Here is a 13,503-nt window from a genome sequence, read left to right as displayed (position 1 = left end):
ACCCGTTCACCAATCCGGCAGCTTTCGCTGTGCCGCCTCTCGTGGCTAAGCCATGGTGAGGCATGGAAAAGATCACGCTTACCCGCCGCCGGCTGCTCGCAGGCAGCACGTGCCTCGGGCTCGCCACCCTTGCGCGCCCGGCATGGGCGCAAACCATGCTGGATGGCGCTACGCTCGGCGTCGTGCCTGATCTGAGCGAAGACCAGAGCCAGGCATTGCAGACAGCGCTCGAAGCGGCCTCCGCGCAGAACCTGCCGCTCTTCCTGCCCCCCGGCGTCTATCGTGCGGCCAACCTCAACGTGCCGGACGGCATGCAGGTCATCGGCATGCCCGGCGAGACCGTGCTGACGCTTTCCGAGGGCCAGACGATCCTTTCGGTCACCGGCCGCACCAACGTCACGCTCGATGGGCTGGCATTCGACGGCGGCAACGGCGACGGTGGCGAGGCGCGGACCGGTCTTCTCGATATCCAGAACAGCCGCGGCGTAACCCTGAGCAATGCTCGGTTCGTCAACGCGGCGGGCAATGGCCTGGCGATCTTCGCGAGCGAGGGCCTGGTCGAAAACTGCACCTTCGAAAGCGTCTCGACTGCCCTCTTCGCGCTGGACAATGTCGGGCTCGTCATCTCCTCGAACCGCATCCGCGATTGCCGCAATAACGGCATTCTGGTCTGGCGCAGCGCCAGCGGGCGCGATGGAACGATCGTCACCAACAACCGCATCTCGAACGTCGCGTTCGATGCGGGCGGCAACGGGCAGAACGGCAACGGCATCAATGTCTTCCGCGCCGACGAAGTGATCGTCGCCAACAATCACATCGCCGACTGCGCCTTCTCGGCGGTGCGCCTCAACTCGACCAACAACACCCAGGTCACCGGCAATACCTGTATCAACAGCAGCGAGACGGCGATCTTCTCCGAGTTCGCCTTTTCTGGCTCGGTCATCGCCAACAACATCATCGATGCGGCAGCCGTTGGCATCTCGATCGCCAATCTCGACAGCGAGGGGCACCTGGCGACCTGCACGGGCAATATCGTGCGCAACATCACTCCGAACTCGGCGACCAATCCCGATACGACGCCTGCCGGCATTTTCGCGGAGGCCGACGTGGCCATCACCGGCAACGTCATCGACAATGTTCCCGGTCCGGGGATTCTCGCCGGCTGGGGGCCGTTCCTGCGCAACGTCCTCGTCAACGGCAACATCGTGCGTAACGCCGAGGTGGGCATCGCCGCGAGCGTCGTGGAAGACGCAGGCAGCGCTCAGATCACCAATAATACGATCTCCGGCTCGAGGCGCGCCGCTATTGCGGGCATGGCCTGGCAGGAGTTCAGGAGCGAGAAGCTGGCCGAGGAGGCCAGCCGCTTCCCCAATGTCACCGTGAGCGGGAACGTCACCGGCTGATCAGCCCCAGACGCCTTCCAGCGCTTCGATGACCCCGACATGGAGGCCACGAACGTTGAGGACCGGATGCGCGCGGAAGCGGTGCAGCACTTCGGCCTGCGCCGCGTCGGGGTCGGCGATCGCCAGCAGCAGCGCCGCGACCATGGCGCGCGAAGCGTCCATGTTGCCGTCGTCGCACTTGATGGCATAGCCCCAGCCCTTGTCGCGGATGGCGCCGCACTGGACACCCTCGGCGCCGCCCTTCTGCATCACGCGACCGCCGAACGCTTCCATGACGACGGTATCGAGCTGGTCCTTACCTGCAACCAGGTGCGGGTGGCGCGTGGCGGCGTCGAAGATGCGCTGGGCGCCGGCCGCCAGGTCAGGGGATAGGCCTTTGCCGGTCGCCATTCGCGCGAAGCCGCGCGCATAGGCTTCAAGGGGCGCCGCCCATGTCGGGATGGAGCACCCGTCGGTGCCGCACCGCCCTTCGGTCAGCGGCTCGCCGATGACCGCCTCTATGGCGGATCGGACGCGCACCTGTACGGGATGATCGCGGTCGATATAACCGCGTGTCGGCGCGCCCATGGCGAGTGCCACCGATAGCATGCCCGAATGCTTGCCCGAGCAGTTGTTGTGGAGCGCTGATGGCGCTTCGTGGCGCAGGCGCAGGCCCTTGCGGGCCTCCGGATCGCCGGGCGCATGGGCGCCGCATTCGAGGTCGTCCTTGCTCAGCCCCAGTTCTTCGAGGAAGTGGACGACTCCTTCGACATGCACGTCCTCGCCGCGGTGGGAGGCGCAGGCGAGCGCCAGGTCCTCGTCCGAGAGGGCGAAGCGATCGATCGAGCCGGCCGTGACCATCGCCAGGGCCTGCATGGATTTGACGGCGGAACGCGGGAAGATCGGGCGCGCGATGTCGCCGGCCGAGAAGATGACCTTGCCATCCGCGTCGACCACCGCGAAAGCGCCGCGATAGCGATTCTCAACCCAGTTACCGCGAACCATCTGGGCAAGAATGGGATTGGCTTCGGTCATGAAAGAACTCCGGCATGTGCTATTCGCGAAGAAATAGCACAGGCCGGAGGAGTTGGCGGGAGGTCGCAGTGAAAAATCAGATGTCGAGGTCGTCGGCGAGCGTGAGGTAGGAGGAGTTGACCCAGCCCTTCTGGAAACCGCGCTCGACGAGGCACCAGTCCGAACCGTGGGTGGCTTCGATGCAGCGCTCGACCCAGACGATGGTGTGCAGCTGGAACGAACCGACCTTCTGGGAATAGGCGGCCGGCCACTTGCGCACGTTCAGCCGGTCCCATTTGGCGACGCCGGTCACCTGGGCCTGCTGGTCCACGTTGTAGCCGGCGGCCATGGCGGGCTGGACGGCGAAGGCGGCGGCACTCAGGATGACGAGGCCGGCCAGGGTTGCCACCAGAAGCTGTTCATGACGCTTGTTCATTTCGGTCCTCGAGGGCTCGCGTTGCGTTTCGATGGACACGAAGCTATCGGGAGGGCCTTGAACCACCCCTGAGAGGGCCGTTCAGATTCCGTTCAGTTTCGCGCCACTAGCTCCCGTCGGGATGGCTTGCTAGGTTGCCCCGAGCGGTCGCCGTCCTTCGGCCGCGAGTGCCTTGGGAGGATACTGGACATGCCGAAAGTCATCGTAACGGGTGGGAGTGGAAAGCTTGGGCGCGCGGTGGTCCGCGACCTGCTGGCCCATGGATACGAGGTCGTCAACCTCGATACCGTGGCGCCGCGCAATGGCCCCTGCCCGACCGTCAAGGTCGACCTTTCCGACTACGGTCAGGTTGCAGAAGCGATCCTTGGCGGCATCGATGAACGGCACGGCCCATTCGACGCGGTCGTGCACCTGGCCGCCATTCCCGCGCCCGGCCTCAGCCCCAATGCGGCGACGTTCAAGAACAATGTCCCGGCGACCTACAACGTCTTCCTGGCCGCCCGCCAGGCCGGGATCAAGAACGTGGTGTTCGCCTCCAGCGAAACCGTGCTCGGCCTCCCCTTCGACAATCCGCCGCCCTATGTGCCGGTCGACGAGGAGTATTTCCCGCGGCCCGAAAGCGCCTATTCGCTCGGCAAGCTGCTGGACGAAACCATGGCCGCCCAGTTCGCCCGTTGGGATCCGGAGCTGCGCATCGTCGGCCTGCGGTTTTCCAACGTCATGGACCCGGAGGACTACCAGGCCTTCCCGAGTTTCAATGCGAACCCCATGGGCCGGAAGTGGAATCTCTGGGGCTATATCGATGCTCGCGACGGCGCGCAGGCAGTGCGCCGCGCGCTCGAGGCCGAATTCAAGGGGTTCGAAGCGTTCATCATCGCCAACGCCGATACCGTGATGAGCCGGGACAATGCGTCCCTGCTCGCCGAGGTCTTTCCGGGCGTGCCGCACAAGCCGGGCATCTCGACCAACGGCACGCTGCTCTCGATCGACAAGGCCAAGCGCATGCTGGGCTACTGGCCGCAATACAGCTGGCGCAACGAGGTGAAGGGCTAGGCGTCCCCTAGCCCCGCGCCGCCAGCAGCGACCTGGCGATGTCGGCAAACCCGATGCCCGCCGGCTGGCTGGAGACCCATTGCGGGGCCTGCGGCAGTTCCGCCAGGTACGGAGCGATGTTGCCGACGCCGAACGAATTGCGGATGAAGGAGAACATCGGCGCATCGTTCCGGGAGTCCCCCACGAACGCCGTGAGCCCAGCGACGTCGGCGGGCGCGACGCCGAAATCCTTGAGCAGGACCCGCTCGCTCATGGCCCGCTTGTCGTAGTCGCCGATCCAGGTGTTGATGTGGATCGAGCTGGCAACGGCGCGGGCACCGGTGGCGCGAATGGCGTTGGCGAGATCGTTGATCTCGTCGGCGCTGTGGCCGGCCAGGTCGATGGCGACATCGGCGATGCGGAACTGCTGGTCATGCGCCAGCTCGAAGCCGGTCCCCGAAAGCATGACCTTGAGGCGCTGCAAGAGCTCGCGCTGGCGCAGGCGCCGGGTGGCCTCGTCGTCCCAATATTCGAAGACCACCTTGCCGCGATCCGAGGTCAGGACGAAGGCGCCGCTTTCTCCGATCACCGCCGCCACCGGCCAGGTGCGCACGATATGCTCGGCCCAGCCGGCCGAACCGCCCGTGACCGGAATCACGGAGATGCCGGCATCGGACAGGTCCCAGAGTGCCTGGTAGGTCTGGGGTAGGAGCCGACCATGCGTGGTCAGCGTGTCGTCGATGTCGGTGAACAGATACCGCACCGAGCGCAGATCGCTGGTCGCCGGAGCGGGGCCGAGGAAAGTCATGAGGTCTCCGAACCACAGATAACGACATCTACGCCGCTTTGGCGCAGCTTGTCGGCAATAGAGGGATCGTCCGGAAGGCGATCGGTGAAAAAGCGCGTCATGCGCGAGAACGGCGCCACCTTGGCCGCCGCGGGCCGGAACCATTTGGAGACGTCGGCAGCAAGGAAGCGCTGCTCGGCATTCTCGATGATGGCGGCAGTCACCTGCGCCTCCTCGTGGGTGAACTCGAGCATGCCGATGTCCGGGTGCAGGCCGCCCGTGCCCACCACGCAGCAGGCCGCGTGGAACTTCTGGAAATAGCGCACGGTGTCCGGGCCGACGCTGTCGCGGTCGTCCGGCCGATAGATGCCGCCGGTCAGGTGGACCTCGAGGTGTTTCGCATCGCCCAAGGTCAGCGCCACGTCGATGTTGTTGGTCACGATGGTGAGGTCGCGATGGTCGCGCAGGGCCTCGGCCACATATTGCACCGTGGTGCCGATGCCCATGAGCACCGTGGCGCCTTCCGGAATTTCGGCGGCGATACGGCGCGCGATCACCTGTTTGGCGGCGGCATTGATCTCGAAGCGCGCATTGGCGGAGATGTTGCGGCCCTCGACCGGAACGTCGACGCCGCCATGGAAGCGGCGGGCGTAGCCCCGGTCGCACAGGTAGTTGATGTCACGGCGGATGGTCTGCGTGGTCAGGCCGTATCGACGCGCCAGGTCCTCAATGTATTGAGCCCCTTCGCTTTCGATTAGCGACAGTATTTCGGCCTGCCTCTCGGAGAGCATCTTACCGTTCCGTTTGAACTATCGGCTAAGGAAGTACCGCGGCTCGTCGGTGATGACCGCACCCAGCCCCATCGACCAGAACTGGGCCAATTCGGCCGGATCGTTGCAAGTCCACGCGCGGACCAACAGGCCCTTTTCCACCACCTCATCGAGAAATGGCAGGGTCAGGGCCTTGTAGTTGAGATGAATGACCTTGGTCGGGATGTCCGCCAGGACGTCACGCCAGTTCTCGGGCAGCTTGTCCCAAAGCATCGCCAGTTCCAGGGATGGGTCCTTGGCGCCGATAGACTTGAGGACATCCACATCGAAGCTCGAAATCGAGATCCTGACGGAAGGGTCGCGGTCCTTGAGGACGGCGTGGATGTTGCCGGTCAGTTCCTCGACCGAGGCCTGGTGCTTGTGGCGCTTGATCTCGAGATTTCCGGAAAGACCGAATTCGGCAAAGCACTCGAGCGCCTCGGCCAGGGTCGGAATGCGCTCGCCCTGGTAGAACGGATCGAACCAGGAGCCGGCATCGATCGCGTCCAGGTCCTTGAGCGAGAGATCCTTGAGGTGACCCGTCGAGGACGAGCAGCGGTCAACCGTCGCGTCGTGGATGACCACCGGCGTGCCGTCCCCGAGGAGGGAGACGTCGAACTCGACCCAACGCGCGCCCTGCCCATAGGCCGACCGGAAGGCCGACAGGGTGTTTTCCGGGGCGACCGCCGATGCACCCTTGTGGGCGTGGACCTGGTCGATCCGGAGGCCCGCCCCTCTGGTGGGGCGCTCCGTGCTAGTTGCCGCTATTGCGCTCATGGCAGGTTCAGTCGGTCCTTTTGCCGCTCTCTTGATTGAAGGGGTGGAAGTCTGCGTGCCGGGCGTGAAGCATGAGCGTCGAGCCCTCCGCGATCTGCGGCCGGCCCTGGACGAGCACGACGATCACCTGGTCGGAGCCGGCCAAGCGCGCATGGATATGGCTTTCTCCGCCAGCGGGCTCGACGAGTTCGACGGTGGCTTCGAGCTTGGCGTGCTCTTCGGCCGGGGCCGCCAGCAACAGGTGCTCGGGGCGAATGCCCACGATATCGGTGCCTGCGGGGAGCGAGCCGGTCGCCCCCTTGAAATGGGCCACGGGCACCAGGTTCATCGGCGGAGAGCCGATGAAGCTTGCGACGAACAGGCTCGCCGGGCGCTCGTAGACTTCCACGGGCGTTCCGACCTGTTCGACCAGGCCATTGTTCATCACCACCAGCCGGTCGGCGAGGGTAAGCGCCTCGAGCTGGTCGTGGGTGACGTAGAGGCTGGTGGTCTTGAGGCGGCGCTGGAGGCGACGTATTTCCACGCGCATCTGGACGCGCAGCTTGGCGTCGAGATTGGAGAGGGGCTCATCGAAGAGGAAGGCCGCCGGCTCGCGCACGATGGCACGCCCCATGGCAACGCGCTGGCGCTGGCCGCCGGAAAGCTGGCGCGGCTTGCGGTCGAGGAACTGGCCGATCTCGAGAATATCGGCGGCTTCCTTGACGCGCTTGTCGATCTCCGGCCGCGGCACGCCGCGGTTCTTGAGGCCGTATTCGAGGTTCTGCCGCACGGTCATGTGCGGGTAGAGCGCATAGTTCTGGAACACCATGGCGATGTCGCGCTCGGCCGGCTCGGCCTTGTTCACGTTCTTGCCGCCGATGCTGACGGTGCCGCCGGATACCGTTTCCAGGCCGGCGACCATGCGCAGGAGCGTGGACTTGCCGCAGCCGGAGGGGCCGACGAGGACGATGAACTCACCATCGGCGACGTTGAGGTCGATGCCCTTCACCGCCAGGCCGTTGCCGTAGTCTTTCTTGATGTCAACGAGATCGATCGTTGCCATGTTACTTCTCCGTTTCGGTGAGGCCTTTGACGAACAGGCGCTGCATTCCGATGATGACGAGGACGGGAGGAAGGCCGGCGAGGATCACCGCCGCCATGACCGTGTGCCATTGCGGGTAGCTGTCGGCGACGTCGGCCATGCGCTTGATGCCCATCACGACGGTGTACTGGTCCGGGTTCGTGGTCACGATCAGCGGCCACAGGTACTGGTTCCAGCCCAGGATGAAGAGGATCACGAAGAGGGCTGCGATATTGGTGACCGAGAGCGGCAACAGGATATCGCGGAAGAACTTCATCGGCCCTGCCCCGTCGACGCGCGCCGCCTCCATCAGCTCTTCGGGAACGGTCAGGAAGAACTGGCGGAAGAGGAAGGTGGCCGTCGCCGAGGCGATCAGCGGCACGATGAGCCCGCCGTAGTTGTTGAGCAGCCCCAGGTCCGCCACAACCTTGAAGGTCGGCACGATACGCACTTCGACCGGCAGCATCAGCGTGATGAAGATCAGCCAGAAGGCAAGCGTGCGGAAGGGAAAGCGGAAGTAGACGATGGCGAAGGCCGACAGGATCGAGATGGCGATCTTTCCGATCGCGACGCCCAGCGCCATGATCAGCGAGTTGAGCATCATCGGCCCGAGCGGCGGCGCGCCCGAGGTCGACATGCCGCTGGTCAGCATGGTCCAGTAGTTCTCGATCATGTGCGGCCCCGGCAGGAGCGGCACGACGCCCGAGTAGAAGTCGTTGGGGCCGCGCGTCGAGGCGATGAAAGCCAGGTAGACGGGGAACACCACGACCACCACGCCGATGATCATCACCAGGTGCGAGAGGAAGTTGAGGATGGGACGGTTTTCTACCATTTGCGCCTCCTCAGTACTGCACGCGCCGCTCGACGAAGCGGAACTGGATGGCGGTTAGGGCGATGACGATACCCATCAGAATGACCGACTGGGCAGCGGAGGAGCCGAGATTGAGGCCGATGAAACCATCGAAATAGACCTTGTAGACGAGGATCTCGGTGGCGCGGGACGGTCCGCCTTCTGTGGTCGCGTGGATGACGCCGAACGTATCGAACATGGCGTAGACCACGTTGATGACCAGCAGGTAGAAGGTCGTCGGCGACAGCAGCGGGAAGACGATGGTCCAGAAGCGCTTGACCGGGCCGGCGCCATCGATGGCCGCCGCTTCCTCGAGCGATTTCGGGATGGATTGCAGGCCAGCCAGGAAGAACAGGAAGTTGTACGAGATCTGCTTCCAGGTGGCGGCGAGCACGATGAGGATCATCGCGTCGTTGGGGTTGATCATGTGGTTCCAGTTCACCCCGAACGCCCGCAGCGCGTAGCTGAGGATGCCGATGGTCGGGTTGAACATGAACCACCAGAGGATGCCGGCGATGGCCGGCGCAATGGCGTAGGGCCATACCAGAAGGGTGGAATAGACCTTCGAGGAGCGCAGCATGCGGCTGGCCGTGACGGCCAGGATCAGCGCGACCACCATCGAGAGGACGGTGACGCTGATCGCAAAGATCGCCGTCACGCGCATCGAATTGAGGTAGTTCGGATCCTCGAACAGCTTGGAATAGTTGGCAAACCACACGAACGTGGTCTTGAAGCCGAAGGCGTCTTCGCGAAGGAAGGATTGCCAGAAGGCCTGGGCCGCCGGCCACAGGAAGAAAACGAAAGTCACGGCCAGCTGCGGCAGAAGAAGCAGGTACGGCAGGACCTTGTTTGGAAAGACGGTGCGCTTGGTCTGCATCGGCCTATCTCGGGTTCGGGGCAAAAGGAAGCCCGCGGGTTGGCGCGGGCTTCCGGTGTGCAGGCCAGGCCTTACTGGTTGGCCGCCTCGAACTCGCGCAGGAGCTGGTTGCCCTTGGCAACGGCTTCGTCGAGAGCTTCCTTGGCAGTCTTCTGGCCGCCCAGCATCGCAACGGCTTCATCGGAGATGATGTTGCGGATCTGGACGTAGTTGCCGAAGCGGATGCCCTTGGAGTTCTCGGTCGGGGTGACGCGGGTCAGCTGCTTGATGGCGATGTCGGAGCCAGGGTTCTTCTCGTAGAAGCCCTGCGAAATACCCAGGTCGTAGGCAGCCTGCGTGATCGGCAGGTAGCCGGTGTACTGGTGCCAGGCGGCCTGGACTTCGGGCTGCTGGAGGTAGGTGAAGAACTTGGCCACGCCCTTGTACTCTTCGGCCGGACGGCCCTGGAGGGTCCAGAGGGTGGCGCCGCCGATGATCGAGTTCTTCGGATCGGTGGTCACGTCATCGTAGTAGGGCAGCGGAGCGAAGCCGACCTCGAAGTCCTTGGCGTTGTTGATGACGCCGGCGCGGGAAGCGGACGAGTTCATGTAGATCGCGCATTCCTGCGAGTAGAACAGCGGGGGAGCATTGTCGCCGCCGCCCGGGCCGCCGAATTCAAACACGTGGGAATCCTGCCACTTCTTCAGGTTTTCCCAGTGGCGTACGGAGAGGTCGTTGTTGAACGTGAACTCGGCATCCAGGCCGCCGAAGCCGTTGGCCTTGGTGGAATAGGGCTGATCGTGGATGGCGTTCAGGTTCTCGAGCTGCACCCAGGCGATCCAGCCGGTGGTGAAGCCGCACTTGGCAGCGCCGGAGTCGATGATCTTCTGGGAGAATTCCTCGACCTCTTTCCAGGTCTTGGGGGCGACTTCCGGGTCAAGGCCGGCTTTTTTGAACACGTCCTTGTTGTAGTACATGATCGGGGTGGACGAGTTGAACGGCAGCGAGAGCACGTTGCCTTCGGTGTCCGAGTAGTAGCCAACGACGGCCGGAAGGAACTTGGACTGGTCGAAGGGCTCGCCCATGTCCTTCATGAGCTGGTAGACCGGATAGACGGCGCCCTTGGCGCCCATCATGGTGCCGGTGCCGACTTCGTAGACCTGAATGATGGCAGGCTGTTCGTTGGCGCGGAAGGCGGCAATGGCGCCGGTCAGGGCCTCGTCATAGGAGCCCTTGTAGACCGGAACGATCTCGTAGTCGCTCTGGGTCTTGTTGAAGTTGGCAGCGATTTCCTCGAGCTTGGCGCCCAGTTCGCCACCCATGGCGTGCCACCACTGGATCTTGGTCGCAGCTTCGGCGGTGGAAGCGAAAGTGAGCGCCGCAATAGCGGTCGTGGCAAGCAATGCAAGCTTGTTCATAGGTCTCTTCCCTTTTAGGTCCCCTCCAGAAGGTCGATTGCCTTCCTTGGTCGAAACGCTAGCAATCGAATTTTCATATGGCAACATGAAAAGTTCATATGAAAATGGAGGTGGACAAGTGTGGGTTGGTTCGGATGTGAAGGCCATCGCGGCCGTCGCGAGGAATAGGCGGACCTGATTGCACTTTTATGACATGAACGCGTGATATCAGCATCTTTGCGCGAACATTCGAACGAGGAGGCGTTAGCTCTCCTTGCTTCCTGAACGTTCATATGAAAATCTGAGGTCCGAAAAATGCCGGACGTTTGCGCGGAAGGAGGATGCTGCGCAACCGGATGGCGACAAGGGGGTTTCGACCTTGCGGCTGTGCGCGCATTGTTAGCGTGAACAATCACCCCCGACTCAACGGAGGAAAGGCATGTATCTCACTGTCGTACACCTGGTAGCGGCCATCGTGCTGCTGATCTGGGCCGTGCGTATGGTGCGAACAGCGGTGGAGCGCTCCTATTCCACCCAGCTCAGGCGCGTGCTCGCCTTTGCCAGTTCCAGCAAGCTGGCGGCCGCCAGCTCGGGGGCCACGATGGCCATCGCCCTGCAGAGTTCGACTGCGGCGGCGCTCCTGGCCATCGGATTTGCGGGCAGCGGCCTGATGACGGCCAGCACGGGCATTGCTGTGCAACTGGGCGCGGCGCTCGGATCGGCCCTCGTGGCCAGCATACTCTCGCTCGATCTTTCCTGGCTCACCCCCCTGCTCATCATCGCCGGCGGCGGCCTCTTCCTCAAGGGCAGCGCCCGACAGACCAAGCAACTCGGCCGGCTCATCCTCGGCCTCGCCTTCACCCTGATTTCGCTCCAGATGATGTCGGAGGCCACGGCGGCCTGGCGCGACAGCCCGATCCTTGCCATGGGCGTGGGTTACCTGCGCAACGACCTGATCACGGCGTTCCTGCTCGCTGCCCTGCTCGGCTGGGCCATTCACTCCTCGGTGGCCGCGATCCTGCTGATCGCCTCGTTCTCGGCGCATGGTCTCATACCGGTCGAGATGTCGGCCGCGCTGGTGCTGGGCGTCAACACCGGCGGCGCCGTCATCACGGTCATCCTCACGCGGGCGATGGACGTGCGCGCGCGGCGCATAGCGCTGGGAAACCTGGTCTTCCAGGTCCTGGTGGCCGTCGCGCTGCTGCTGGTCCTGCAGTTCGTCCGGCCGCCGCTGGAGTTCATGGAAGCAATGCCCGGTTCGGACGTCATCGTCTTCCACGTCGCCTTCAATCTTTTCCGCGTCGCGGTGTGCCTGCCGTTCGTTTCCCAGATGGCCAGGTTCACCGAACGCCTGCTCAAGCCGGCGCCGAGCGACACCATGGACGTGGCGCGGCTGCGCCAGCCGGCGCTTATCCGCGAAGCCAAGGCCAATCCCGACACCGCCCTCGCCAGCGCGACGCGCGAGCTGCTGCGCATGAGCGAGCTGGTGGAAGTGATGCTGCAGCCCGTGATGGATATCTACCAAACCGGGGACAAGGTCGCGATCAAGCAGATCAAGGAGCTGGAGGCGGAGGTCAACAAGTCCAACAGCGACATCAAGCTCTACCTTGCCAGCCTCGATTGGGATTCGATGGATCGCGACCAGAAGCGGCGCGGGCAGGAACTCACCAGCTTCGCCATCAATGTCGAGCAGGCCGGCGACATCGTCGCCAAGCAGCTGCTCAAGCTCGCCGAGCAAAAATGCGAGCGCAATATCAAGTTCTCGGACCAGGGCTGGCAGGAGTTGACGGACCTGCACGCACGCGTGCTCGGCAACATGCAGCTGTCGCTCAACGTGCTCGTTTCCGAGGATCGCGATTCGGCGCGCCAGCTGATCGAGGAAAAGGACGAGATCGGGGCGTTCGAGCGCGAGAGCATCGCCCGGCATCTGACGCGGCTGCGCGCCGGAACGGCGGCGAGTCGGGAAAGCAGCGACCTGCATCTGGAAACCGTGCATGCCCTCAAGCGGATCAACTCGGCACTCTCGGGCATCGCCTATTCGATCCTCTCCGACAGCGGCGACCTTTTGGACAGCCGCCTCAGCAAGGCCGCAGGGGCGCCATAATCGCGCCCGATCCGTTCGGGATAAGCCGAACCTGGGGGCGGTAAACAGCCGCGCGAGGATTTCTATGACGACAAAGGTGTCGCTGGCGACACTGGCGCAGGTCTCGCTGACCGCGACGGTTCCGCATTACAATCTGGCGCGCCTCAAGACGGGCATCATGCATTTCGGGGTGGGCAACTTCCACCGCGCCCATCAGGCCACCTATCTCGACGATCTCTTCAATCTGGGCGAAGGCCACGACTGGGCCATTGCCGGCGCGGGCGTCCGGGCGGCGGACGGACACATGCGCCTGCTGCTCGAACGCCAGGACTGGCTTTCGACGATCGTGGAGGAAGACGGTCATCGTACGACCACCCGCGTGCTGGCGCCGATGGCCGAGTTCCTCGAGCCGGGCGAGACGGACGCGATACTCGATCGGCTGGAAGATCCCGCCATTCGCATCGTCAGCCTGACCATCACGCCGGGCGGATATTACGTCGATCCCACTACCGGGCATTTCGACGCCGATCATCCGGACGTCGTTGCCGATGCCGAAGACATCAACGCACCCCGGACGGTCATCGGATTGATCGTTGCGGCGCTAAGGCGTCGCTGGAACAGCGGGGCCGGCGCCTTCACGGTCCTCAGTTGCGACGACATGCCCGAAAACGGGCGCGTCGCGGCCAGTGCGGTCCTCGACCTGGCGGCGATGGTCGAGCCGGAACTGGCCGGCTGGGTCAGGGCAAATGCGACGTTTCCGAACTCCATTGCCCGGCGCACGGTTCGCGCGGCCTCGGACGAGGATCGCCACCTGCTCGAGCGCAGCTTCGGCATCGAGGCTGTCAGCCCTGTATTCGCCGGTCCGGACCGCGAATGGATCATCGAGGACAATTTCGCCGCGGGCAGACCGGCACTCGAAAAGGTCGGCGTTCGCTTCGTGGATGACATCAACGCGCTGGAAGGCTCCAGCGACGTCGGGGATGTCGAAAGCGAAACCCCGGAGCACGCTCACTAACGGTT

General features: G+C 63.9%; 13 protein-coding genes. 4 read left to right on the top strand and 9 right to left on the bottom strand.

Translation table 11 applies throughout. The features are described 5' to 3' along the window. Positions 1-62: 62 nt before the first annotated feature. Positions 63-1,403, top strand: coding sequence for a TIGR03808 family TAT-translocated repetitive protein (locus tag FNA67_RS06340; RefSeq protein WP_147655439.1), 1,341 nt, complete (start codon positions 63-65; stop codon positions 1,401-1,403). Here FNA67_RS06340 and FNA67_RS06335 read toward each other — a convergent pair whose 3' ends face one another. Both FNA67_RS06335 and FNA67_RS06330 read right to left on the bottom strand, forming a co-directional pair. Next, positions 1,404-2,417: an asparaginase gene (locus FNA67_RS06335; protein WP_147655438.1), complete on the bottom strand. Its 1,014-nt coding sequence runs from the start codon at positions 2,415-2,417 to the stop codon at positions 1,404-1,406. It lies immediately after the preceding gene. 76 nt (positions 2,418-2,493) lie between these two features. Next, positions 2,494-2,832 (bottom strand): SH3 domain-containing protein, encoded by a 339-nt coding sequence (locus FNA67_RS06330; RefSeq protein WP_147655437.1) that lies wholly within the window; start codon positions 2,830-2,832, stop codon positions 2,494-2,496. 189 nt (positions 2,833-3,021) lie between these two features. Here FNA67_RS06330 and FNA67_RS06325 point away from each other — a divergent pair, with 189 nt between their 5' ends. Continuing rightward, entirely contained in the window at positions 3,022-3,885 is an 864-nt protein-coding gene (locus tag FNA67_RS06325; protein ID WP_147655436.1) for an NAD-dependent epimerase/dehydratase family protein, read from the top strand. Positions 3,886-3,892: 7 nt separating this feature from the next. Here the strand turns inward: FNA67_RS06325 and FNA67_RS06320 are convergent, their stop codons facing one another. The 7 genes from FNA67_RS06320 to ugpB all read right to left on the bottom strand — a co-directional run bounded on the left by FNA67_RS06320 (position 3,893) and on the right by ugpB (position 10,421). Beyond that, positions 3,893-4,672: an HAD-IIB family hydrolase gene (locus FNA67_RS06320; RefSeq protein WP_147655435.1), complete on the bottom strand. Its 780-nt coding sequence runs from the start codon at positions 4,670-4,672 to the stop codon at positions 3,893-3,895. Continuing rightward, positions 4,669-5,442 carry a DeoR/GlpR family DNA-binding transcription regulator gene (locus tag FNA67_RS06315; RefSeq protein WP_049704399.1) on the bottom strand — a complete coding sequence of 258 codons (774 nt, stop codon included), beginning with the start codon at positions 5,440-5,442 and terminating at the stop codon, positions 4,669-4,671. Before FNA67_RS06315 ends, FNA67_RS06320 begins: the two co-directional genes overlap by 4 nt. 18 nt (positions 5,443-5,460) lie before the next feature. Next, positions 5,461-6,237, bottom strand: a complete 777-nt coding sequence (locus tag FNA67_RS06310; protein WP_147655434.1) for a glycerophosphodiester phosphodiesterase family protein — start codon at positions 6,235-6,237, stop codon at positions 5,461-5,463. A 7-nt stretch (positions 6,238-6,244) separates the two neighbouring features. Next, entirely contained in the window at positions 6,245-7,279 is a 1,035-nt protein-coding gene (locus tag FNA67_RS06305; RefSeq protein ID WP_049704397.1) for a sn-glycerol-3-phosphate import ATP-binding protein UgpC, read from the bottom strand. Position 7,280: 1 nt separating this feature from the next. After that, the gene (gene ugpE, locus FNA67_RS06300; RefSeq protein WP_049704396.1) at positions 7,281-8,129 is read right to left on the bottom strand and encodes a sn-glycerol-3-phosphate ABC transporter permease UgpE; all 849 of its coding nucleotides are present in this window, start codon (positions 8,127-8,129) and stop codon (positions 7,281-7,283) included. A 10-nt stretch (positions 8,130-8,139) separates the two neighbouring features. Then, complete coding sequence (gene ugpA / locus FNA67_RS06295; RefSeq protein WP_049704395.1) at positions 8,140-9,024, bottom strand: sn-glycerol-3-phosphate ABC transporter permease UgpA; 885 nt, start codon at positions 9,022-9,024, stop codon at positions 8,140-8,142. A 71-nt stretch (positions 9,025-9,095) separates the two neighbouring features. Further along, positions 9,096-10,421: a sn-glycerol-3-phosphate ABC transporter substrate-binding protein UgpB gene (gene ugpB / locus FNA67_RS06290; RefSeq protein ID WP_049704394.1), complete on the bottom strand. Its 1,326-nt coding sequence runs from the start codon at positions 10,419-10,421 to the stop codon at positions 9,096-9,098. Positions 10,422-10,839: 418 nt separating this feature from the next. On the opposite strand from ugpB, the gene FNA67_RS06285 reads away from it, so the two are divergent. Further along, complete coding sequence (locus FNA67_RS06285) at positions 10,840-12,504, top strand: Na/Pi cotransporter family protein (RefSeq protein ID WP_147655433.1); 1,665 nt, start codon at positions 10,840-10,842, stop codon at positions 12,502-12,504. A gap of 64 nt (positions 12,505-12,568) precedes the next feature. Then, positions 12,569-13,498, top strand: coding sequence for a mannitol dehydrogenase family protein (locus FNA67_RS06280; RefSeq protein ID WP_170267233.1), 930 nt, complete (start codon positions 12,569-12,571; stop codon positions 13,496-13,498). The last annotated feature ends 5 nt before the right edge of the window (positions 13,499-13,503 follow it).

The organism is Youhaiella tibetensis (assembly GCF_008000755.1).
Classification (GTDB): Bacteria; Pseudomonadota; Alphaproteobacteria; order Rhizobiales; family Devosiaceae; genus Paradevosia; species Paradevosia tibetensis.
This window is presented reverse-complemented; position numbering and strand designations above follow the sequence as displayed.